A 22,918-nucleotide genomic window follows, 5' to 3' on the forward strand; every position below is an offset into this window, starting at 1 on the left:
GAGGCCGGGGATCGGTACGAACGCCGGCGGCGCCCGACCCCGACAGTCCTCGTCGTGATGTGGTTCGCCGTCGGCGTGGACGCGATCGCGAACCTGATCCCCTTGCCTCTGGCAGGCTCGGTGGTGACCGTGGTGAGCCTGCTGATGGAGCTGACGTTCGCTCTGTCGCACGGCGCCGTGGCCTACCGATGGCGGGGGATTCTGGTCTTCCTTCTGCTGGCGCTGGTGGTCAGCAACGTCATCGAGGACATCGGCGTGCTGACCGGCGTGCCGTTCGGCCACTATCACTACACCGACGAGCTGGGTGCCAAGCTGATCGAGGTACCCGTGCTGATCGGGCCGGCCTACTTCGCCGTCGGTTACATGGCCTGGTCCCTCGCCACCATCCTGTTCCGCCCGGTTCACCGGGGCAGCCCTGTCGTCGCAGTCGTCGGCACGCCTCTCGTCGCCTCCTTCGCGATGGTGGCCTGGGATCTGGCCCTGGACCCGTCGTCGTCGACGCTGCGGGGACGCTGGGAGTGGGAGGACGGCGGTGGGTACTTCGGGGTGCCGCTCACGAACTTCCTGGGCTGGAGCCTGACCGTCTACGTCTTCTACCAGCTCTTCGCGCTGTACCTGCGGCGGTGGGGACCCGAGGCCGACAGTCTCGAACTGAGGCGCGGCGGCTACCTCTCGCTACCGATCGTCGCCTACGTCGTGGTAGCCGGCGACTACGTCGTCACCTGGCTGACCGGCGGGCACGACGGCGTACCAGCACACGTCATGGACGCCACCGGACACCTGTGGCGCTCGACGGACGTCTACGAAAGCTCGGCCCTTTCCGCCATCTACGGAATGGGCTTCCTTGCCCTGCTGGCCGCTCTCCGGCTGGCCGATCAGCGCCGCTCCTAGGCGGTCGCATGTCCAATAGAAGGAGTTCCACCTTGCGTGACTCTGCCCCTCCCCCGTCCTTCCTGCTCGTTCACGGCGGCTATCACACCGCGTCCGCCTGGCTGCCCGTACAAGGCATTCTCGACGCCCAGGGATGGAAGTCCGAGGCGATCAGCATGCCCAGCGCGGGCGAACAGCCCACAGCCGGCCTGTACGAGGACGCCGACGTGCTGGCCGCGAGGCTGCGGGAGATCGAAGGCCCGGTCGTGGTGGTCGGTCACTCCCACGCGGGCCTGACCATCACTCAGCTCGGCGATGACCACCCGAACCTCGTCCGTCTGATCTACGTCGCCGCCTTCATGCCGGCCGAAGGGGTTTCCGCAGCGACGGCTTTCGGCATTCCTGTGCCTGAAGACCCCAGCGGCCTCGCGCCACGCGAGGCGTACGGGAATCCGCGGGAGACGTTCTACTCGGACCTTTCGGACGTCGACGCGAAGGTGGCCATCGACCAGCTCGTCGACCAGAGCCTGCTGTCGTGTGTGCAGCCGACGACGCGGGCGGCCTGGCGCAGGGTCCCCTCGACCTACGTGATCTGCACCGAGGACAAGCAGTTCCCGGTCCCCCTGCAGGAGCAGTATGCGTCGCAGACGACCGATGTCGTGCGGATCGCGACGGGCCACTCGCCGATGCTGTCAGCGCCGGACCAGGTCGCCGACATCCTGACAGCTCGTGCGGGCGCAGCCGCCCGGAACTGAGGATGCGAGCCGACTGACCCGCCGGACGAACCGGTCCCGGTCGAGGATGCCATTGCCGGTCCGGCCGTTCCGCGGCCGGACCGGCCAGTGCCGGAATGGGCTGTCAGAGGGCAGCGAGAAACTGGAGCAACAGCCGGTTGACCTCCTGCGGGCGTTCCTGCTGAATCCAGTGTCCGCACCCGGGCAGGAAGATCGGCTCGGCGAAGTGGTCATGCCGACGGGGAAGGGTCCGCACGTAATCTTCGAGCCCACGGAACGCCAGTACCGGGTCCAGATCGCCCGAGATGAACTGCGCGGGCATCGGCAAACGGATCCCGTCGAAGGCGGCGGTGAGTTCCCAGTTGCGGTCGAGGTTGCGATACCAGTTGAACGCTCCGGTGAAGCCGTCCTCGAACTGGGCGGCATAAACCTCCAGGTCCTCCTCGGTCAGCCAGCCCGGCAGCGCCGTACTGCGCTCCGGGTCGATCGCCTCCAGCAGCCCACCACCGACGGGGACCAGCATGTCCCGAGGCGCACGGTTCGCCGGATTATCCCCGCTCACGCCATAGAAGGTACGACGCAAGCTCGTCATCGGGTCTCGGCCGAACTCCTCGTCCGCGACGCCAGGCTCCTCGATGTAGTTCACGTAGAACCGCCCGTGGTGCATCGCGCGCATGGTCGTCAGCTGCCCAGCCTCTCCCCGCAGATACGGGGGAACACTCAGCCCCACCACCCCCCGGACCAGGTCAGGACGCATAAGGGCGATGTTCCACGCGACAGTGGCGCCCCAGTCGTGGCCGACCAGCACGGCGTCCTGGGCCTCCAGCTCTCGCATGAGGCCGGTGATGTCGGCGACCAGATGCATGATCGAATAGGCCTCGACCGCCGTCGGATGCGAACTGCTGCCATAGCCTCGTTGCTCGGGAGCCACTACCCGATAGCCGGCCGCCGCCAACGGGCGGATCTGGTGCCGCCACGAGTGAGCCGACTCCGGAAAACCGTGCAGCAGGAGGACGAGAGGCCCGTCGCCCGCCTCCGTTATCCTGATATTGATACCGTTGGTCGCGACGAAACGACTCTGTGACATACGACTCCAGTGTGCTTCGTGGTGAGCGACCCGAGACGGCAGACCGTTACCGAGCGCGATCAGGTGCGCCGGAGCTTCCCTGTGCCGCCGCCGTCCCGGGATCAGCGACGCAATTGACGTCGTGAGGTTATGCCCAACTTGGCGAAGATCTTGCTCAGATGCCACTCGACCGTCCGTGGACTGATGAACAGACGGGTTCCGATCTCTGCGTTCGAAAGTCCTTCACGGGCCAGCTTGACGATATGGGTCTCCTGTGGCGTCAGCGGGCCGGCGTCGTTACTCGGCCGTTGACGGACGTTCATCCCAAGCCGATGAGCGGCTGAGGCGGCAAACGCCTCCATGCCCATCGCGGCGAACATGTCGTAGGCCGTCCGAAGCTGGTCGCGACCATCATCGCGTCGGCCGAGTTCGGACAACCATTCACCGTAGTAGAGGTGGGCGCGTGCCGTCAGCGGTCGAATCTTCGTACGGTTGAGCCGCTCGATCGCCTCGACGTACAGATCCTCCGCCCTCGCACCGTTGGTCAGCATCGCGCGGCAGCACGCCTCCATACCGAGTGCCCAGTCGGTGCCGCACGCCTGCGTCGAGATCGACAGCCGCTCCAATGCGTCAGCCCCGAGTTCGGGCTGTCCGCTGCGGGCGGCGGCGATGATCAGCTCGACGAGCGGCGCACCGGTCAACACCCCGGGTTCCAGGCTCGACTGGATCGTCAGCTGAGCTGCGCTCAGCGCCTCACCGAACCGGCCCGCGCCGTTGTAGAGCAACGCCTGGGCCCAGCCGACGATCGCTGGGGCCAGCCCTTCACCGCGGCGGCGGGCGTCGGCGGTGCTGACGGCCGCCAATTCGAGGGTCCGCGCCTCGTCGCCCTGCCACGCGGCGAGCAACAGAGCCATGTAGCTCGGCACCGGTATCCCGGTTCCGTCCGCCACATCGTCGAGTTCCATGATCAGGACGGATGCCTCGGACAGGTCGCCTGCGAACAGGTGCATGAGGATGCGTGTCGTCAGCGCCAGGGGTAGGTCGGCCAACGCCCCGCTCTCGCGCGCCAGCCGGACGTAGCTGCCGGTGAGCGCGTCCGCCGCATCGTCCTGGCAGAGGTCCGTAGCGATGGAGCTGGCGAACCACATCCACCGAAGGCCCTCCTCGCTCGCCAGATCCGGCTTCTGGAACGCCTGCAGCGCCTCCTTCATCTTCGGCACAGCGGCCGCGAAACCCGCGGTGTACCGCACCGCCAGGCCGTCCAGAAGAAGGTCCGAGGGCCGCACCGGCGCTGTGGCAACCGGCGCAGCAGCGGCCGCTCGGGCCACATCGCCCAGGGTGCCGCTGCTGCCCGAGTCTGACGCGTACCAGGCCGCGCGCAAGGCGTCGAGATACGTGCTCCGGGCGAGACCGACGTCCAGCGGCTCGAGCCGCGAAGCCGCCTTGAGGAAGAGGTCTGCCGTTTCGCGACCTCGGTCGACCGTGAAGGCGATGTCGGCCCGCAGGAGATCCGCGCGCGCCCGGTCAAGCTCGGAGGAATGATCGGCCTCGGCCAAAGCGAGCAGGCGCAGCGCGACGTCCGGAGCACCGCCCACATGTCGGGCCTGCGCCGCCGCCAACAGCCGCGAAGCCCGCCGGGTCGGATCCGGAGTCAGCTCTGCGGCTCGTTCCAGGAACACTCCGGCCGCCGCGAACCCGCCACGGGTCTGGGCCCGAGCGGCGGATGTCTGCAACTCGGTCGCCACGTCCTCGTCGGGTCCTGCGGCTGCCTGCGCCCGGTGCCAGGCTCGCCGGTCCGGATCCGTGCCGGGCTCCATCGTGTCGGCGAGCGCGGCATGTGCCTTTCGCCTTTCCGTTTCGCTGGCCGCCCGGTAGACCGCCGAGCGCAACAGGGGATGCCGAAACCGCACCCCGAAGCCGAAATCCACGAATTCTGCGGCGAGCCACGAGGCGGTGAGATGGCTCTCGACGGGAACGCCCATGCGAGTGAGAGCGCCCCATACCAGCACGGGATCGCCGACGGGTTCGACCGCGGTGACCAGAAGTAACGTTCGGACGTCCGGAGGGAGAGCGGCAATCTGTCGCCGGAAGCTCTCCTCGATGCGGCGAGGCAGAGCGCCGTGGCTGATAACTCCGAAGCCGCCGCCGAGCTCAGCAGCAGTGAAGCCACGCGGCAGTTCGGTGAGCGCCAGGGGATTGCCGTGGCATTCGGCGATGATGCGGTCGAGCACCCTCTCGTCGACTCGCCCGAGAAACGTGGACGCGAGCAACGCCCGCGAATGCTCGTCGGTCAGGCCGGTGACGGTCATGACCGGCAGGCCCTTCAGCTCCGGCATGTCGTCGCTGTCGAGGTCCCCGCGTACCGCGAAGATCATGATCAGCGACTCGGTTCTCAGCCGCCTGGCCACGAACCCGAGGACCTGGGCCGAAGCCTGGTCCAGCCACTGGGCGTCGTCAACGATGCAGACGACCGGCTGTTCGTCGGCGAAGCCAGCAAGCAGGCCGAGCACTCCCAGACCAACCATGAAAAGGTCCGGTGCCTCACCAACGCTCAGACCGAACGCGGTGCTCAGCGCCCGGCCCTGCTGAGCCGGCAGCCGCGCAAGGCGGTCCAGGACCGGCGCGCAGATCTGATGCAGGCCGGCAAACGCGAGTTCGCTTTCAGCCTCCACCCCGGCGGCCTGGACGACCCGGCAATCCCCGGCCTGCGCAAGGGCGTAATCCAGTAGCGCGGTCTTGCCGATTCCCGCCTCACCACGAAGCACGAGGGCCCCGCTGACGCCGACACGCCCACCCGCGAGGAGCTGATCGAGCGCCGCGCGTTCGACGCTCCTGTCCAACAGCACGTTGCGCCGTCTTCGTCTGCTCGTGGCCGCATCGCGGCCGTCCTGGGGAAACATCGCCATAAACCCTAGTCGGGGACGTAGCCGCTGAGCAGGCGCGGTGGCCAACCCCCGGCGACAAAATCCCCTCTGCCCGCAGCCAACGCGCCGGTAAGTCGACCCTCGTCGAGGCGATCGCGGTAGCGGCAGGGTTCAACCCCGGGAGCGGATCCACCAACCGAGGAGGCGGCTCACAGTGGTTCGGATCTGCTGCCCTGGCCGTCCCTGATGCCGGCACGGCAACACCAGCGGCCGGCCCACCTCATCGAGAGCGCGGCTGCCTCCATCGACGCCACCCCGAGATGCGACCATGATCCAGACAGCGTCGTCATCTTTGGTAATACTGCACGACGCAGAACTCGTTGCTCTCCGGGTCGGCCATCACCAGAACCGCGCCTTCCGGGTAGTCGTGCCGTTCGCCGGTCCACCGGCCGCCCAGCGCCCCGATCCGGTCCACCGCTTCACCGGCGTCGGCGACAGCGATGTCCAGGTGCAGACGCGCCTTGCCGACCTTGGGCTCCGGTACCGGTTGGAACGTCAACACCGGCCCGCCGTCGGTGACGATGACTCGTCGCCAGCCGGGTAGGGACTCCATCACCCGGCCGCCGAGCACGGCGGACCAGAAGTCAGCCAGCTTCTGTGGATCTTGACAATCTATCGTGACGCCGGCAAATCGGCCCAAGGTCGTCGTCATGGGCCCAACGTAGCCGTGCCACAGAGCCCTTGTCAGGGAGCACTCAACTCGGCAGTTCAGTACAGCGGCTTGGACCTACCGGCTCACAGCGCAGCGCTCGGCTGAGGCCGTCGGATGAACTGTCGGTCGCGGGCGGGCACCGAAGCCCTTGGGCATGCCGCTCGAAGAACGACGTCGAGGACCAGGTCGGGATCCGCTACGTAGGCGCCGCTGGCCCATGCGGCGTTTGCCTCGATCACGGCCCAGTGACCGTCAACCAGTCCTACGTCGACGACGATGGCGGAGGGCAACGTGTGCCCGTAGCCGGCGATGAGATCGGCGCCGAAGGCTAGCGCGTCGGTTGACGGAGGGCCGAGGTGCAGTCGGCCGTGCGCGGCGTACTGACTGCCGGCGTAGACAACAGCGTCGAGCACGTGTAGCCGGTACTCGGCGGTGAAGTCGACGATGTCGCTGACGAGCACTGGAGTCCGCCGGTCGACAGCATCCGGGCCGGGCAGGCGGGAGCCATCCGTGTAGATCATCGCCGGGATGTTCTTGTCATTGGGCGACTTGATGAACGCCGGTCGCCGGAGTTCGTAGGCCTCGCCGATGGCGACCAGGGTGATGTCGCGGCGGGTAAGTTCACGAGGAAGCCCAGTCAGCCAGCCAGGTTCCGCTTCCAGCGGCGCGATCCCCAGCAACGGTGCGACGACGTCGGCGAAGCTCGGTCCCGCATGAAGGTGATCAGCACGCAGTCCGGCGGGCACTTCGAAAGAGCCGAGCTGGACGGTGCGTATTCCGCGTCGATGAGCGGCGTCGCGCAAGCTTCGAGCCGAGGCCGTCAGACGTGGCGGCAGAACAAGTGTCACGGCTGATGATCCTGCCCCGATACGCCGTCACAATTACAGCGGTTATCAGGCGGACCGGTGCCGCCGGCAACGATCCTGCAGTGGGTGCAGGCGAAAACCCGTGTTCGGTGTCGTCGGAAAACCTCTCGATTCGACCGACGGGGTTCGACCACAATGTCACAGTGGATCGCGAGCACCTGGTGAAGTTGAGCAAACGGATGTCGAAGGCCCTCCGGCACGAACCCGGCCGGGCCGGCCTGGTGCTCGACCCGGCCGGTTGGACTCCCGTCGACGCTCTGCTCGCCGCCCTACGGATCGAGCGGGCCGAGTTGGACGCGGTCGTCGCCGGCAACGACAAGCAGCGGTTCGCTGTCGAGCGCGGCACCGACGGTGTGCTGCGAATCCGGGCCAACCAGGGCCACTCGGTCCCGGTGGACCTCGGACTGCCCCCGGTGACCCCACCGGACCGGCTCTATCACGGCACCAGCGCCGACGCGCTGGAGTCGATCCGGGCCACCGGCCTGCACCGCGGGGGCCGGCACCACGTCCATCTCTCCACCGACACCGAGACCGCCCATCGGGTCGGCTCCCGGCGGGCCGGTCGGGTCGTGATCCTCACCGTTGACGCGGCGGCGATGGCCGCCGACGGGCACGTGTTCCACCGCAGCGCGAACGGCGTCTGGCTGACCGACGCGGTCCCTGCCAGCTATCTGCTCGACTGAGCCCTGGCCTGGCCCGGGCCGCCGAGAGGCTACGTCAGCTTGGAGCTAGCCGGTGGTTTCGAACACAGCGCTCCCGGTGCGCTGGAATCCTGGGAATGGATCGTGGATTCGCTCGACGCGGTCTTACGCAGCCGCAGCACTCGCTGACCCAACGACGGCCGCACCACCGCCAGCGGTTCGCGGCGCGGCGCGGCGATGAACATCGAGATCTCGATCGAGAGGCTTGAGGCAATGCCCACCGAACACCAGTGGATCACCACACCGGTCACCGCGGACCTCGTGCGCGGCTTTGTCGATCTGGAGGCGACCGCGCGCGGTCTACTGCCGCATCGGCTGACCGCCCGGGCACGCCAGCAGATCCCCGACGACCAACTGGCCATGGCTGAGGCCCAGCCCTCCGGCGTGCGGCTGGCTTTCCGTACCCGGGCCACCACCATCGAACTGGACACGCTGCCCACCAAGCGGGTCTACCAGGGCTTCCCGCCCCCACCGGACGGCGTCTACGACCTGCTGATCAACGGCCGCCTGGCCGCACAGACCTCGGTGCCCGAAGGCAACGTCCGGACGGTTACCAACATGTTCACCCAAACCTCTGTGCTGGCCGAAGGGCCGGCCGGCACCGCCCGCTTCGCGGATCTGCCGGACGGTGAGAAAGACATCGAAATCTGGCTTCCACACACCGAGATCACCGAGTTGATCGCGCTGCGCACCGACGCGCCCGTCGAGCAGACCCCGCCCAACGGAAGCAGGACGTGGCTGCACCACGGCAGTTCCATCAGCCACGGCTCGAACGCCGATCATCCCACCGCCATCTGGCCAGCCCTCGCCGCGGCCGAGGGCGGCGTGCAGTTGGTCAACCTGGGGTTCGGCGGGAGCGCGCTGCTCGACCCGTTCACCGCCCGCGCCATGCGGGACATCCCTGCGGACCTGATCAGTGTCAAGATCGGCATCAACATCGTCAACAGCGACGTGATGCGTCTACGCGCCTTCACCCCTGCGGTCCACGGCTTCCTCGACACTGTCCGCGAAGGGCACCCGACCACACCACTGCTGGTCGTGTCCGCCATCCTGTGCCCGGTTCAGGAGGACACCCCTGGTCCCCTCGTGCCGGACTTCGAGGGCGGGACTCTGCGGTTCAAAGCCACGGGCGATCCGGCCGAGCGCAGCGCTGGGCGGCTGACCCTCACCGTCATCCGTGACGAACTCGCCCGGATCGTCGAACAACGCTCGGCCGATGACCCGAACCTGCACTACCTCGACGGACGTGACCTGTACGGCGAGGCGGACTACGCCGAACTCCCACTGCCCGACGGGGTGCACCCCGACCCTGCCGGACATCGCCGTATCGCGGAGAACTTCGCGCGGCTCGCGTTCGGCGACGGCGGCCCCTTCGCCACCAAGACCGGCTGACCGTCCGAGCGCAGAGACGCAAACGGTGGAACGTGGCGCCGTGCCCACCGATCCTCCAGCGTCCGACTCTCCGTACTGGTGTGAAGACGACGGCGGGGAGGAGGAAGAGCGATCAGCAGCCAGGTCATCGCGATCGCAGTTTGGTGTGGCATCAAGCGTGATCGCCCGCTCAGGTTCCGCCGGCCCCTGCCCTGAGCGCCGGGACGGCGGCGGTCCAGACCAGCGCGGCGTGCGCGATGTCAGCTCCATTCCCTGGCCAGCGCCCGGCGCAGCACACGTACGACGACCCTTGCGGACGGGCTTCGAGGCGCCCGACTCCCTCGGCGAGTTGTCCCACTCATCACGCTTGGAGTGCGCCCCGAGCCGGTGGGCGAAAATCCCGTCAGCTGACGGCAACCTTTACGGTGTGGCGGGCCTTTCACCAGGTATGGCTCTCCACACCGGACTACGCATCCTCGTACCCGCCGTTTTCGTCGCGGTCGCCTCGGCCGGCTGCTCCGATGGTCAACCTGTCGCCGAGGCACTTCCCTCGACCCCGCCCGGGACGGCGTCCGCCCCGATCACCACCACCCCGCCGCCGTCGGCGTCGACCCCCTCGGCATCGCCGTCGACACCTCCGACACTGCCGTCGCCGTCGAGCAGGCGGCCCGACGGCGGCTGTCCCGTGACCGCACCTACCCTGAACCGCGTGCCCGGGCTACCCCACGGGGACCGCATCACCCCGGACACTGTGGGGTGCTGGAGAGGCTGGGCGTTCGGCTGGAACCGCAATCAGCAGGGCGACGGCATGTACCTCTTTCGGTACACCGAGAGCCAGGGCTGGCGCATCCACGGACAGGGCAGCGCCTTCGACTGCGGCGACCTGGGCATCGAGAAGGACCCGGACGACCCGCCACCGTTCTGCTCGTGGCAGACCGCATGACCTGTGGTAGTTCACGATTGCGGGTGTTGTTCCGATGACGAGAAGCGGAGCGATGGTGGCCGACCCAGTGGCGCGTCGGGCTGTCCCGGCGACGAGGACCAGAGCCCGGCTGGAGGATCCGGCCGAGGCCGAGTTCTACGCGTTCGTCCGGGCCCGGACGCCGGCGCTGCAACGCAGCGCCTTCCTCCTGACCGGCGATCGGCACCTGGCCGAGGATCTGGTGCAGGACGCGCTGGCGCGCACCCATCGGGCGCTGGGTCGGCTCGCTGACGGCGGACAGTTCGAGGCGTACACCCGCACCGTCATGTACCACCTGCATGTCCGCCGCTGGCGACGGACCCGGATTGTCGAGAACCTGTCTGGTGAACTGGCCGACCGGGCTCACCCGGACAGCGACCACGCGGGTCGCACCGACCTGAAACTGTCGCTGCTCCGGGCGCTGGATCAACTCACCCGCCGCCAGCGCGCGGTGCTGGTGCTGCGCTTCTTCGAGGACCGCAGCGAGGCCGAGGCGGCCGATGTGCTGTCCTGCTCGATCGGCACGATCAAGAGCCAGACGAGCAAGGCGCTGGCACGGATGCGACAGATCGCACCCGAGCTGTTGTCGGCGACGGAGACGAAGGGAGTCCCCCGTTGACCGACGATCTCGACCGGCTGCGCGGCGTCATGACCGATGTGGCGGAGCACGGCGGAAGCACCGACCTGTATGAGCGCGCGCTGCACGAGTCCCGCCGGCTACGTCGGCGCAGCGTTGTCACGAGGGGCGCCGCCGCGGCTACGGGCGTGCTGGCGATCGTCGCCTCCGCGACGCTGGTGGGCGGCCGAATCTCCGGTCCTCCAGCGCCGCCGGCCACCGATCCACCGACGGTTGTCCCCATCCCCCCGCCCTCGACGGAGCCGACCTCCGCCTCGCCGACACCGTCGGCATCATCGCCACCACCGTCGGCGCCGACGACCCCAGCACGGCCTTCGAGGACGACGGCGGGTGGGCGGCCCGACCACGGCTGCCCGGTAACGGCGGCGACCTTGAACCGCGTCCCCGGTCTGCCGGACGGTTACCGGATCAGCCCGGACAGGGTGGACTGTTGGAAGGACTGGGCGACCGGTTGGGACCCGAAACAGCAGGGCGACGGCGCGTACCTGTTCCGGTACACGCCGAGTCGGGGGTGGCGCCTCCATGGAGCGGGCAGCGCGTTCAACTGCGCGGACCTGGGAATCACAAGGGACCCGGAGGACCCGCCACCGTTCTGCTATTGAGCAGCGACAGATCGTCGCCGTTGTCGGCACAGCGTGGCGTCCGGCTTTCGCCTTCGGCGCGCCCTGCAACGAGCGTGTACGGGTGCAGACGTCTGCGCGGGCGTCGCCAGGGATGACGCGGTTGTGGGAGACCACGACGTGTTGTCTGGCGTCCTCGACCGCTCGTTCAGACGATTGAGTATTGCCGCTACGGATAGGCCACGAGCACGGTCGTGATCAGCGCGGTGGCCACCGCCAGGCTCAGCGCCAGTAGCGCTCCGGTAAGGCGGTGATGGAAGGCCGGGCTACGGGCGAGCGGTTGCTGCAGCGCCGTCCATGTCGTCGCGCCGAACAGCGTCAGCGCGAGAACCACGATAGTGATCATGGGCTGACCAAACGTCAGGGGAACTGGCCCTCTCGAAGGTCCCATCAGAGAAGCCGGAAGGCCTGCTCCCGAAGGTGAACTTTGCGCAAACGAATGAATGTCGAGTGGATGTCCTGGGCACCACCTGTGCAGACACTCAAGACGACGTGTGAGGTGTGTGATGACCGAACCCGCGGCCAGTGGTGGTCTTGTTGACCCGGAGATCGCCTTGCAACGCCAGGTCGACACCCTGAAACAACGATTCCCTGGTGCCGACGAGAGCGAGATCGCCGCCCTGGTGCACGAAACGCACCAGCGCCTCAAGGATGCGGCGAGCATCGACGCGCACCTGGTCGCCCTGACCGAGAAGCAGGTGACGGAGGAACTGCGCAGCGGCGGTGGGACCGTTCACATCCGTAGCGACGACACGGATCGGGAATAGACACGAGCGATCCATCGGTGGCGTGTCGCAGAGCCGTTCGACGTTCCCACCCTGGGTCGCTGTGGTGGTGGACACGAAGCCGCTGCTTGACCGTCGCTTCCGGCCGGGTGCGACGTAGCGTTGAGGGCTGCCCGGGGCGGGTGTCCGAGTGCCACGCGCCTGGTTGACGCCGATCCGCAAGACGAGAATGGTGAATGCCGAGTGCCCGTGTCGAGTGAACCCCAGGTGGTCGCGGTACCGCCACGAGCTGCCGCTCCGACGATTCCTGCGGTGTTCCGATCGGCCTCGGCCCCGGCTCGCCGCACGCTGGTCGACATTCTCGACGACTCCGTGCGGGCGCACGCCGAGGCAGATGCGCTCGACAGCGGTACCACCACATTGACGTACCGCGACCTGGCCGATGAGGTCGAGGCTGTCCGGGGGTCGCTCTCCCGGCACGGCATCGGTGTCGGCGACCGTGTGGGCGTCCGGATCTCGTCCGGGAGGGCCGAGCTGTACGTGGCGATCCTCGGCGTTCTCGCCGCGGGCGCGGCCTACGTGCCGGTTGACGCTGACGATCCCGAGGAACGCGTCGAGCTCGTTCTCGCCGAGGCGGGCGTCGTCGCAGTGCTCGGTGACGGGCTGGTGATGTCGCTGTGTCGTCCCCCCTCGGGCCGGACCGGAAGACCCGGCCCGGATGACGACGCCTGGATCATCTTCACCTCCGGGTCGACGGGCACCCCGAAGGGTGTGGCGGTCAGCCACGGCGCGGCGGCGGCATTCGTGGACGCCGAAGCGCGGTTGTTCCTCGCCGACGAGGCCAGCGAGGCGATCGGCCCGCAGGACCGGGTCTTGGCCGGGCTGTCGGTGGCATTCGACGCGTCCTGCGAGGAGATGTGGCTGGCCTGGCGTCACGGGGCCTGTCTGGTGCCAGCCGCGCGGTCGCTCGTCCGCAGCGGCGTCGACCTCGGCCCGTGGCTGGCCGAGCAGCGGATCTCGGTGGTGTCGACGGTCCCGACGCTGGCTGCGCTGTGGCCGGTCGAGGCGTTGGAGGAGGTGCGGCTGCTGATCTTCGGTGGGGAGGCGTGCCCACCGGAGCTCGCGCAGCGCCTGGCTGTCGAGGGCCGCGAGGTCTGGAACACCTACGGACCGACCGAGGCGACCGTGGTCGCCTGCGCGGCGCGGATGACCGGCGAGGGGCCGGTCCGCATCGGGCTGCCGCTGGCCGGGTGGGAGCTCGCCGTGGTCGACGCCTCCGGTGCTCCGGTCGCGATGGGTGAGACCGGCGAGCTGGTGATCGGCGGGGTGGGACTTGCCCGCTACCTGGATCCGGGCAAGGACGCCGAGAAGTTTGCTGCGCTCCCCGCGCTCGGTTGGCAGCGGGCGTACCGCAGCGGTGACATCGTCCGGGCAGAGCGCGAGGGGCTCCTGTTCGTCGGCCGCGGTGACGAACAGGTGAAGCTCGGCGGACGCCGGATCGAGCTGGGTGAGATCGACGCCGCACTGCAGGCGTTGCCCACCGTCGCCGGCGCTGCCGCGGCGGTGCAGCGCACTGCCGCGGGCAACCAACTGCTGGTGGGGTACGTGGTCCCGCACGACGAGGTCACGTTCGACGCCGCGGCGGCGGCGCTGCGGATCCGTGAGCAGTTGCCGGCCGCGCTCGTGCCGCTGCTGGCCGTGGTGGACGCTCTGCCGACCCGGACGTCCGGCAAGGTGGATCGGGCCGCTCTGCCCTGGCCGTTGGCCACCCCGCCGGACACTGCCACCGAGCTGACCGCGACGGAGGGATGGCTCGCCGGCGGTTGGGCAGAGATCCTTGGTGTTCGCCCCACCGAGGCGGACGCGAACTTCTTCACCCATGGCGGCGGCAGCCTGAACGCGGCGCAACTCGTGGCGTGGATCCGACGCCGGCACCCGCGCGTCGCGGTGGCCGACATCTACCTCCATCCGAAACTGTCGCGGCTCGCGGCCGTGCTCAACGCGCTCGACAGCACGGCGGCGACGCGCCGGGAGGTCCGGCCGACGCCGAGACGCGCGGGACTGATCCAGGCCGCGATGATGGTGCCCATGCTCGCGCTGGTCGGGCTGCGCTGGCTGACCGTCCTCGCCGCCCTCGGCAACGTCCTCGCCCTGGCCGCTCCCGCACCCTGGGCTCCGGTCGTCTCCTGGTGGTGGGTGGCGCTGGGCTGGCTTGTGCTGTTCAGCCCGCCGGGTCGGATCGCCCTGGCCGCCGCGGGAGCGCGACTGCTTCTCCGTGGGGTACGTCCCGGCAGCTATCCGCGCGGTGGCGGCGTGCATCTGCGGCTGTGGGCTGCCGAACGCCTGGCCGAACTGACCGGCGCCACAAGCGTCGCCGGAGCCTCCTGGATGATCACGTACGCCAGGGCCCTCGGCGCGCAGATCGGGGCCGACGTCGATCTGCACTCCGCGCCGCCGGTGACCGGCCTGCTGAAGCTCGGCCGAGGCGCGGCGATCGAGCCGGAGGTCGATCTGTCCGGCCACTGGGTGGACGGCGACATCGTCCGCATCGGCAGGGTTCGCGTCGGTGCCGCCGCCCGGGTCGGATCCCGCAGCACCCTCATGCCGGGCGCTCGGATCGGCAAGGGCGCCCGAGTCGCCGCGGGCTCGACCGTGGCGGGGGCCGTACCGGCGAACCAGCAGTGGGCCGGCTCACCGGCCGCGGCCGCTGGTAAGGATGCGGACGGGTGGCCCGGGCAGCGCCCCCCTCGATCGCGGACGGGGGCACGCCTCTGGCCTCTCGCGTACGGGGTCACCGCCCAGTTGCTGGGGCTGGTCCCGGTCGTGGCCGCTCTGCCGGCGCTCGCCCTGCTCGGCTGGACGCTCACTGTCAGACCGTTTGTCGGCGCGGTGCTGGCGGCCGTCGCGGTGGCGGCCGTCGCCTACGTGGTGGGTTATGCGCTGCTGGTACTCGGGGCAGTCCGGGCGCTCAGCATCGGCCTGCGCGCCGGGCACCACCCTGTGCAGGGGCGGGTGGCGTGGCAGGTCTGGACGACCGAGCGGCTGATGGGGATGGCTCGGGTCGGGTTGTTCCCTCTCTACGCCAGTCTCTTCACGCCTGTGTGGTTGCGGCTGCTGGGTGCCAAGGTGGGGCGCGGGGTGGAGGCCTCCACAGTGCTCGCGGTGCCGGCGATGACCACGGTCGCCGACGGGGCCTTCCTGGCCGACGACACCATGGTCGCGACGTACGAGCTGAGCCACGGGTGGCTGCGTATCGCCCCGGCTCGCATCGGCAAGCAGGCATTCCTCGGCAACTCAGGTATGGCCGCGCCTGGGCGTTCGGTGCCCAAGCGCGGGCTTGTCGGCGTGTTGTCGTCGGCGCCGTTCAAGGCGAAGAAGGGCTCGTCGTGGCTCGGTGCGCCGCCGATGCCGCTGCGCCGGACCGTGGAGGCGGCCGACACCAGCCGCACCTTCGACCCGCCGTTCCGGCTGAAGCTGGCCCGGGCTGCGATCGAGCTGTGTCGGATCGTTCCGGTGATGTGCGCCGGCGCCCTGGCCGTCGGCGTTCTGGCCGCACTCGCGCTCGTGTGGCGGTCTGGCGGGTGGTGGGCGGCCGCGCTCACCGCCGGGCCGGTGCTGCTGGGCGCGGCGATCGTCGCCGCCGCCATCGCGACGGCCGCGAAGTGGCTGCTGGTGGGGCGGTTCCGGGTCACCGAGCGCGCGCTGTGGACCTCCTTCGTGTGGCGCAACGAGCTCGCGGACACGTTCGTCGAGGTTCTTGCCGCGCCGTGGCTGGTCCGTTTCGCGACCGGCACGCCACTGCTGACGGCGTGGTTGCGCACCCTCGGCGCGAAGATCGGCCGGGGCGTCTGGCTGGAGACCTACTGGCTGCCCGAGTACGACCTGGTGCGACTCGCCGACGGCGCGACGGTGAACCGCGGTTGTGTGGTGCAGACCCACCTGTTCCATGATCGTGTGATGAGCATGGACGAGGTGACACTGGGCGCGGGTGCCGCGCTGGGCCCGCACGGCATCGTTCTGCCGGGCGCGAGCATCGGCGCGCGGACCACTGTCGGGCCCGGTTCGCTGGTGACCCGCGGCGACGCCGTGCCCAGCGACAGCCGGTGGTGGGGTAACCCGATCACCACCTGGCCAATGCCGGCATCTCGGCCGTCATGAATCCGAAGGCGTCGACACCGCACGGTGCCACGCCCGGCGCTGACCGCTCCGGGGACTCGTACCTGCCCGAGCACGGCAACGGCGGCTACCGGGTGCGGCACTACGACCTCGACCTCGACTACCGGGTCGCGTCGAACCGTCTCGGTGGCCGGGCGGACATCACCGCGGTGGCCGTGCAGTCGCTGTCGCGGTTCACCCTCGATCTCGGTCGCCTGAGAGTTCAGGACGTCCGGGTGGACGGGCGTCCGGCGAAGTACGTGCACCGACCGGGCAAACTGCAGATCAAACCCGAGCGGCCCATCGGCGCCGAGGACACCTTCCGGGTGGAGATCCGGTACGCGGGAAAGCCGGTGCCCATCTCCGGCCGTTGGGGCGAACTCGGGTGGGAGGAACTCACCGACGGGGTGCTCGTCGCCAGCCAGCCGAACGGATCGCCGTCCTGGTTCCCCTGCGATGATCAGCCCAGCGCCAAGGCCACCTTCCGGGTCGCGGTCACGACCGCCTCCCCCTACACCGTGGTGGTGACCGGTGATCCCGTGCTCCAGCGGCGGGGCGCGAGCGGCACGACCTGGGTGTACGAGCGGCGCGAGCCGACGTCGCCGTACCTGATGAGCGTTCAGATCGGACGCTACGAGGTGGTGGATCTGGCTGTCGGTGGGGTGGTGCAGCGCGCGGCGATCCCACCGGCGCTGCGGAGAAATGTCGACCACGACTTCGGCCGACACGGCGAGATCATGTCGACGCTGCAGCGGCTCTTCGGGCCGTACCCCTTCCGGGAGTACGTCGTCGTGGTCGCCGACGACGACCTCGACGATCCCGTCGAAGCGCAGGGCATGGCGGTCTTCGGACGGAACCACGTCGACGGACGGCGGACGCACGAACGGCTTGTCGTGCATGAGCTGGCCCACCAGTGGTTCGGCAACAGCCTCACCGTGGCGGACTGGCGCCACATCTGGCTCAACGAAGGCTTCGCCACCTACGCCGAGTGGCTCTGGTCCGGCGTCTCCGGCGATCTACCGACGGACGCCATGGCCGCGCAGTGGTACTCGTGGGTCGCGGCTCGCCCGCGAAACGTCATCGTCGCCGACCCCGGCGTCGACCGGATGTTCGACCCACTCGTCTACAAGCGTGGCGCGCTCACTCTGCACGCCCTGCGGAAAAGGGTCGGTGACGACTCGTTCTTCGCGCTCCTGCGAGCCTGGGTCGCCGAGCGCCGGCACGCGACGGTGACGACCGGCCAGTTCCGACTGCACGCTCAGCGCTTCGCCCGCGAGCCCTTGGACGACCTGTTCCGTGCCTGGCTCGAAAGCCCGACGCTGCCTCCACCACCTCGCTGACCGGGCCCACCCGACCGCCGGCACTACGCAGATCACCTCCCTGATCGGACGTTGCCGCCAGCGAGGAGTCACGACGACCGTCGTACGCCAGGGCTGCGGGAACCTTTCACGCAGGCCGCAGGTCTGGCACGAGTCGGATACCGGTGTTCGGGCCGCGTCGAACGGCGGCGGTTGACCGTTGTCTCGCGGTCGGGTGGCGGCCGGGGTCAGGGGCGGCCGTGCTCAATCTGGTGTCGGGCGTGGGAGCGGGCGGCGGCGGCCGGGGTCGAGCCGGCGGCGCGGGCGGTGCGCAGGATGTCCGTGAGGGTGTCGGCGATGCCGTGGACCCGGGCGGTGGCCTGGGCGGGCGTTTCCCGGTGTAGCTCGATGGCGGTGGCGTGGATGATGCCGCCGGCGCTGACGATGATGTCGGGTGCCCAGAGGATGCCGTGCTGGTGCAGCAGGTCGGCGGTGGCCGGGGTGTCGAGTTGGTTGTTGGCCGGTCCGGCGATCACGGCGCAGCGCAGTGTCGGCACTGTGTGCGGGGTGAGCAGACCGCCGAGAGCGGCGGGGACGAGCACATCCACGTCGGCGGTCAGGCAGTCCTGCGGGCTGGCCCAGGCGGCACCCGCTGTGTCGGCGAGCGTTCGCCTGCCCTCGTCGGTGTCGGCGGCCACCAGGGTCGCGCCGGCGTCGGCCAGTATGCGCAGCACGTGGCTGCCGACGCGGCCGAGGCCGAGCACGGCGAAGCTGCGCGTGGACAGGTCGGCTGACCCGAATCGCTCGGCGCACAGGGCATGCAGCGCGGCGACGACGCCGACGGCGGTGTGGCCGGAGGAGTCACCGCTGCCACCGGCCTGCACCGGTCGGCAGAACGCATGCGGGGTCCGCTCGGCGATCGTGACCATGTCGTCCGGTCCGGTTCCCACGTCCGGGCCGGTGGCATAGGCGCCGTCCAGGCCTGCGATGACGTCGCCCGCGTCGTGCAGCACCGCCCGACGGGTGGCCGCGTCAAGTGTCCTGCCCGGGGGCAGGGCGATGACGGTCTTGCCACCCCCGTTGGGCAGCCCGGCCAGCGCGCACTTGTCCGACATCGCGGCCGACAGCCGCAGCGCGTCGGTGAGCCCGTCGCGCCAGTGCGGGTAGTGCGCGAGCCGGCAACCGCCGATGGCCTGACCGAGCGCGGTGGAGTGCACCGCGACGACGATCGGCAGGCCCGACCGTACGCCCCGCCTGAGGACGACGTGTTCGTGCATGGACTCGGTGTCGAGGTGGGTCGCGACCATAATGGCTCCTGTCATGTACTCGCCGGAACGAGATCGACAGTAGGCAGGTGCGCGGCACTGAGCGGCTCAAAGCGAACAACGTTCGGAGAACTGGCAAGATTTCGGTCGTGGACGAACTTGATACGGCGATCATCCAGCACCTGCAGACACATGCGCGGCAGACCAACCGCGAACTGGCCCGGGCAGTAGGCATCGCGCCGTCCACCTGCTTGGAACGCGTGCGCGCACTACGGGAACGCGGCGTGATCACCGGCTACCACGCCGAGATCAGCCTGGCCGCCCTCAACCGCGGCGTCCAAGCATTGCTGCACGTTCAGGTCCGGCCCCTGAGTCGCACCGTCATCGACGGCTTCAAAAAATATGCGATGGAGTTGCCCGAGGTGCTGTCGGTGTACGTCGTGGCCGGCGGCGACGACTTCCTCGTCCACGTCGCCGTACCCAGCGTCGACGGCCTGCACTCCTTCCTCATGGACAAGTTCAGCGGACGCCGCGAGATCGTCGGGTTCCGCAGCTCCGTCATCTATCAACACGCCCGAAAGCAGGTCATCGAACCGCTTGACCCGTAACGCTCGTTCTGTGCGCCGATGCCTACGTCGCCGTCGCCGCCGCCCACCTGACCAGCTCGCGAGCGGTTAGGAGCACATCAGGGAGTCTTCCGGGCACCATGGCGACACGGGGCGGGGCGACCTGGGATTGACTTCGGCGGCCAAGCCGCGGAGCAGGTGAGGCGACAACACGCTCGCCGTCGGACCTCGGCACCTGAACACTTTCCCGCCTGATCGGCAATGTCAGGTTGAAGCGCGGATTTGCCGAGGAGGGCCATGGCTTCGGATGCGGATTTGATAGGCCGGTCGCTGGATGGCGATGTCGACGCCTTCGTAGAGGTGGTCGAGCGTCATGAGGCCGCCGTCGGTTCGTACCTCGTCCGCCGGGCGGGGCGGGATGCGGCTGAGGACCTTCTGGGCGAGGTGTGGGTTGCGGCGTTCGAGTCGCGGCGCTCGTACGACCGGTCGTACAACGATGCGCGGCCGTGGCTGTACGGGGTGGCATTGAATCGCTTGCGGCGCTACTGGCGGTCCCGGCCGGCCGAGGACCTGGTCGCGGACGTACCGGACGTGGCTACTGGATCGGATCCGTGGTCGGCGGTGGACCTCGGCGTGGACGCCCGGGCGGTGCTCCGGTCGGCCCTGACGCGGCTCAAACCGGAAGAGCGGGAGGTTCTGAGGCTCGTCGCCTGGGAGGACCTGACCGCAGCCGACGCCGCGCGGGCACTCGGCATACCGGCCGGCACCGCGCGACGGCTGCTGAGCCAGGCCAGGACGGCATTGCGCGACGCCCCGGGGGTGTCCGCGCTTCTGAAGGACCGCAACAGCGCGAAGGAGAGACACCGATGACCGACGAGCTCGATCTGGTCGGTGCGTTGGGCAGCGCAGAACCACTACGCCCGGAGGCGTACCAGCGGGCGCGGATGGTGCTGCGGGCGGCTATGGCCGACCCCGGAACCGTGCGGCTGCTGGGCGCGATGGCAGCGGCGGACACGACTATGGAGGCGACCTCAACCATGGAAACGACGACAACCACGCGGGACCACGAGTCCAGCCCGGCGCCTCAGCGCCGCCGCGGGATCGGTCTCGCGGGTCGATTGGGCATCGGCGCCGGGGTGGGGGTTGCCGCTGCGGCGGCAGTCGTCGCTGTGGTGCTCAGCTCGTCGGCGACCGGGGGCACGGAGGCCAGCAAGGATTCGTCGGCCGCCACCTCAAGCTCGACCACCGTCGACGGATCAGCCGAGCAGGCGCCGCTGATGACCCTGGCCGGGTCCATCAAGACGCTCACCCCGTCGGCGGGCGACGCGTGGCTGGTGAAGGCGACGCAGGTCCACGGCACCAAGACCATGCAGGTCGTGTACACGCTGTACACCGACGGTCACGCGATCTATACGGGCAACAGCGTGAAGGACATCAAGCGTGCGATCGCCCGTCATCAGGATCAGATGACGGACGGCGGCTACGCTCCGCTCCTGAAGGCAGCCGTCGCCGCGGCGGACAGCAGCCCGACCGACGGCCGGACCCAGATGCTCAAGGCAGCCAAGGACCCGCTGGTGGGCCTCGACCCCGCAGCGCAGAAGGCGGTGTGGGACAAGCAGCAGGCGGACGCCCAGGTGATCATCAAGCAAAAGGGCGGCAACGCCAAGCCGAAGCCGTACAGCCCCCAGGCAGTTCAGCGGCACTTCGACAACGCCCTATGGACATACAGCACCCAGGCGCTGTCCGCTGGCGACGGCAACACGCAGGTCCGGGCCGGTGTGCTGCGTCTGCTGTCCACCATCGCCGCGGTCAGCGTCAAGGACTCGACCACCCACGGCAAGGCCACGCTGACGATCACCGCCGGCCCCGAGGTGTTCGGCGGCGGGGTCAGCGAGGTGCTGACCATCGACGCCACGACCGGCATGCTGGTCAAGAACGTCTCCACCGTGCCGGGCCTCCCCCGGTCCTTCACGACGTACGAATCCTTCCGCGTGACGACGGCCGACCTGTAGGCCGGCAACTCGAACCCAACAGCTTTCTGCAGACGGGCGTAACGCGCCCAGCGTTCGATAACGGTGCGGGCCACCTGGAGGCGGCCCGCACCGTCGTTCTGTTGTTCGCACGGCCAATGTCTACCCGACAGAAGGCTGCTCACCATGCGGCTGGTACAGACCATGGGGGCATCAGCCGGCATTAACATTCACTTGCCTCGAACTACGGTCCGATTCGGGTCATGGCCGGCAATTCGGCCGACGCGGCGCCCTCCCGGGCGCCTTTCCTCAACTCTGAAGGAGTCGATACGTGCGGAAAGCATTCAGCATGCTCGTGGCGCTGCTGATCATCACCGGCTCCGCGCAGGCCGCGCAGGCGGATGCGGGCCCGGTGACGAGACTGACACTGACGAGCGGGAACAACTTCTACTCAAGAGTCGAGGAGCGCCTGCTGAGCCGAACGGTCACGCTCTCGGCCGGAGAGTCGAGGCACGTACGGGGGCGCCTTGAGGCGACGAGCAGCGTCACGCAGATCGTGGCGATGAACAACACGCTCAAGTGCGTGGACGCGGGCGGCACCGTGGTCGGCACCACCTCAACGTCGTCCCGCAACCACGAGGGCTCGGACACCACGTACTACGCCACGCCTGGGCATCTGCCCATCTACGCCGACCTGCTGTTCACCGCGCCGTCGGCCGGCACCTACACCTGCGGCCTCTACGGATACACGGCCTCCAGCTCGCTCACCGATTACCATCTGATCGCCGTCGCCACCAACACCTGGCTCGAGGTGAGCGACACCAACCAGGTGGGCGCACGCTGGTGGCAGAACCCCTCCTGCAACAGCACCGGGACGTCCAGCACCTGCACCTACGTCGGCGCGGGCACCTCCACGGCCTGGGTGTTCTACAACGACGGCACGCCCGTGTACAAATGGAACGCGCACAGCAACGCCACCAGCGTCCAGGCGCTGGCCAATCTCGAGCTCACCACCTGCTACACGGGTACCGCCTCGTGCAGCAGCAGCGTCGACGCCCACGAGATGCCGCGTGGCACGAACGCTGTGGTGGATGTGCGCTTCGAGATGATCCAGCTGGACACGACGGCGCACACCTGTCGCACGACGAGCACGGCGACGTCCCGCAAGACGATCCGCGACGACGCGCACCACTACGTCGCGAACTTCGCCCTGTCCGGCATCCCGGTCGACCCGACCTGCGGCACCCGTAACTTCATCATGCGGATCTTCGTGCAGCACGTCTCCGGCAACCCGATCAAGATCGACGGCGTACAGAGCACCACGTCGCTCACGAACGGCATCGCCATGAACATTTTCTGACGGGTCGCACAGTCGTACACCGGTCCAGGAGCCCCCGCGTGGGGGCCCTGGACCCGTTCGTGTCTGGACGAATGAAACAAGTCAGACTATGTCGTTTATCAATGCGTGGGACATCGCCGCCGCGATCGGGACTATACGATCACCGCACCATCCGGGCACCTTCCACTAAGGAGGCTC

General features: G+C 68.9%; 20 protein-coding genes. 13 read left to right on the forward strand and 7 right to left on the reverse strand.

The window, feature by feature from the left end; all coding sequences use genetic code 11:
- Positions 1–57: 57 nt before the first annotated feature.
- Both ACGF3C_RS22925 and ACGF3C_RS22930 read left to right on the forward strand, forming a co-directional pair.
- A complete protein-coding gene (locus tag ACGF3C_RS22925) occupies positions 58–891 on the forward strand; it encodes a carotenoid biosynthesis protein (RefSeq protein ID WP_357224111.1) in 834 nt (277 codons plus the stop codon).
- A 32-nt stretch (positions 892–923) separates the two neighbouring features.
- Complete coding sequence (locus ACGF3C_RS22930; RefSeq protein WP_357224092.1) at positions 924–1,625, forward strand: alpha/beta hydrolase; 702 nt, start codon at positions 924–926, stop codon at positions 1,623–1,625.
- Positions 1,626–1,728: 103 nt separating this feature from the next.
- On the opposite strand, the gene ACGF3C_RS22935 is transcribed toward ACGF3C_RS22930, so the two are convergent.
- The 4 genes from ACGF3C_RS22935 to ACGF3C_RS22950 form a co-directional block, all read right to left on the reverse strand.
- Complete coding sequence (locus ACGF3C_RS22935; RefSeq protein ID WP_393224973.1) at positions 1,729–2,691, reverse strand: alpha/beta fold hydrolase; 963 nt, start codon at positions 2,689–2,691, stop codon at positions 1,729–1,731.
- A 101-nt stretch (positions 2,692–2,792) separates the two neighbouring features.
- On the reverse strand, positions 2,793–5,570 hold the full coding sequence (locus ACGF3C_RS22940; protein ID WP_393224976.1) for a LuxR C-terminal-related transcriptional regulator: 2,778 nt from the start codon (positions 5,568–5,570) through the stop codon (positions 2,793–2,795).
- A gap of 310 nt (positions 5,571–5,880) precedes the next feature.
- The gene (locus tag ACGF3C_RS22945; RefSeq protein WP_393224979.1) at positions 5,881–6,246 is read right to left on the reverse strand and encodes a VOC family protein; all 366 of its coding nucleotides are present in this window, start codon (positions 6,244–6,246) and stop codon (positions 5,881–5,883) included.
- A gap of 83 nt (positions 6,247–6,329) precedes the next feature.
- Complete coding sequence (locus ACGF3C_RS22950; protein WP_393224981.1) at positions 6,330–7,094, reverse strand: ATP-grasp domain-containing protein; 765 nt, start codon at positions 7,092–7,094, stop codon at positions 6,330–6,332.
- A gap of 161 nt (positions 7,095–7,255) precedes the next feature.
- On the opposite strand from ACGF3C_RS22950, the gene ACGF3C_RS22955 reads away from it, so the two are divergent.
- Positions 7,256–7,795: an RNA 2'-phosphotransferase gene (locus ACGF3C_RS22955; protein WP_357224105.1), complete on the forward strand. Its 540-nt coding sequence runs from the start codon at positions 7,256–7,258 to the stop codon at positions 7,793–7,795.
- A gap of 29 nt (positions 7,796–7,824) precedes the next feature.
- On the opposite strand, the gene ACGF3C_RS22960 is transcribed toward ACGF3C_RS22955, so the two are convergent.
- On the reverse strand, positions 7,825–8,034 hold the full coding sequence (locus ACGF3C_RS22960; protein WP_393224984.1) for a hypothetical protein: 210 nt from the start codon (positions 8,032–8,034) through the stop codon (positions 7,825–7,827).
- Here ACGF3C_RS22960 and ACGF3C_RS22965 point away from each other — a divergent pair.
- The 3 genes from ACGF3C_RS22965 (at position 8,027) to ACGF3C_RS22975 (ending at position 10,764) form a co-directional block, all read left to right on the forward strand.
- The gene (locus ACGF3C_RS22965) at positions 8,027–9,205 is read left to right on the forward strand and encodes a GDSL-type esterase/lipase family protein (protein WP_393224986.1); all 1,179 of its coding nucleotides are present in this window, start codon (positions 8,027–8,029) and stop codon (positions 9,203–9,205) included. The two genes, ACGF3C_RS22960 and ACGF3C_RS22965, sit on opposite strands and share 8 nt — an antisense overlap.
- Before the next feature lie 688 nt (positions 9,206–9,893).
- Positions 9,894–10,127 carry a hypothetical protein gene (locus tag ACGF3C_RS22970; RefSeq protein ID WP_357235440.1) on the forward strand — a complete coding sequence of 78 codons (234 nt, stop codon included), beginning with the start codon at positions 9,894–9,896 and terminating at the stop codon, positions 10,125–10,127.
- A gap of 34 nt (positions 10,128–10,161) precedes the next feature.
- Positions 10,162–10,764, forward strand: coding sequence for a SigE family RNA polymerase sigma factor (locus tag ACGF3C_RS22975; protein ID WP_357235438.1), 603 nt, complete (start codon positions 10,162–10,164; stop codon positions 10,762–10,764).
- Between the two features lie 807 nt (positions 10,765–11,571).
- Here ACGF3C_RS22975 and ACGF3C_RS22980 read toward each other — a convergent pair.
- Positions 11,572–11,748 (reverse strand): hypothetical protein, encoded by a 177-nt coding sequence (locus tag ACGF3C_RS22980; protein ID WP_393224991.1) that lies wholly within the window; start codon positions 11,746–11,748, stop codon positions 11,572–11,574.
- A gap of 160 nt (positions 11,749–11,908) precedes the next feature.
- On the opposite strand from ACGF3C_RS22980, the gene ACGF3C_RS22985 reads away from it, so the two are divergent.
- The 3 genes from ACGF3C_RS22985 to ACGF3C_RS22995 all read left to right on the forward strand — a co-directional run bounded on the left by ACGF3C_RS22985 (position 11,909) and on the right by ACGF3C_RS22995 (position 17,622).
- Positions 11,909–12,169, forward strand: a complete 261-nt coding sequence (locus ACGF3C_RS22985) for a three-helix bundle dimerization domain-containing protein (RefSeq protein WP_357234653.1) — start codon at positions 11,909–11,911, stop codon at positions 12,167–12,169.
- Positions 12,170–12,376: 207 nt separating this feature from the next.
- Positions 12,377–16,285, forward strand: coding sequence for a Pls/PosA family non-ribosomal peptide synthetase (locus ACGF3C_RS22990; protein WP_393224994.1), 3,909 nt, complete (start codon positions 12,377–12,379; stop codon positions 16,283–16,285).
- Entirely contained in the window at positions 16,282–17,622 is a 1,341-nt protein-coding gene (locus ACGF3C_RS22995; protein ID WP_393224997.1) for a M1 family metallopeptidase, read from the forward strand. Before ACGF3C_RS22990 ends, ACGF3C_RS22995 begins: the two co-directional genes overlap by 4 nt.
- Positions 17,623–17,828: 206 nt before the next feature.
- Here the strand turns inward: ACGF3C_RS22995 and ACGF3C_RS23000 are convergent, their stop codons facing one another.
- Positions 17,829–18,887 (reverse strand): Glu/Leu/Phe/Val dehydrogenase dimerization domain-containing protein, encoded by a 1,059-nt coding sequence (locus ACGF3C_RS23000; protein ID WP_393225000.1) that lies wholly within the window; start codon positions 18,885–18,887, stop codon positions 17,829–17,831.
- Positions 18,888–18,934: 47 nt separating this feature from the next.
- Here ACGF3C_RS23000 and ACGF3C_RS23005 point away from each other — a divergent pair, with 47 nt between their 5' ends.
- The 4 genes from ACGF3C_RS23005 (at position 18,935) to ACGF3C_RS23020 (ending at position 22,741) form a co-directional block, all read left to right on the forward strand.
- Entirely contained in the window at positions 18,935–19,453 is a 519-nt protein-coding gene (locus ACGF3C_RS23005; RefSeq protein ID WP_393225003.1) for an Lrp/AsnC family transcriptional regulator, read from the forward strand.
- 255 nt (positions 19,454–19,708) lie between these two features.
- On the forward strand, positions 19,709–20,281 hold the full coding sequence (locus tag ACGF3C_RS23010) for a sigma-70 family RNA polymerase sigma factor (protein ID WP_357229665.1): 573 nt from the start codon (positions 19,709–19,711) through the stop codon (positions 20,279–20,281).
- 74 nt (positions 20,282–20,355) lie between these two features.
- Positions 20,356–21,423 (forward strand): hypothetical protein, encoded by a 1,068-nt coding sequence (locus ACGF3C_RS23015; protein ID WP_357229667.1) that lies wholly within the window; start codon positions 20,356–20,358, stop codon positions 21,421–21,423.
- A gap of 289 nt (positions 21,424–21,712) precedes the next feature.
- Positions 21,713–22,741 carry a hypothetical protein gene (locus ACGF3C_RS23020; RefSeq protein WP_393225007.1) on the forward strand — a complete coding sequence of 343 codons (1,029 nt, stop codon included), beginning with the start codon at positions 21,713–21,715 and terminating at the stop codon, positions 22,739–22,741.
- Positions 22,742–22,918: the final 177 nt, after the last annotated feature.

Source organism: Micromonospora sp. NPDC047762 (assembly GCF_043204655.1).
Classification (GTDB): Bacteria; Actinomycetota; Actinomycetes; order Mycobacteriales; family Micromonosporaceae; genus Micromonospora.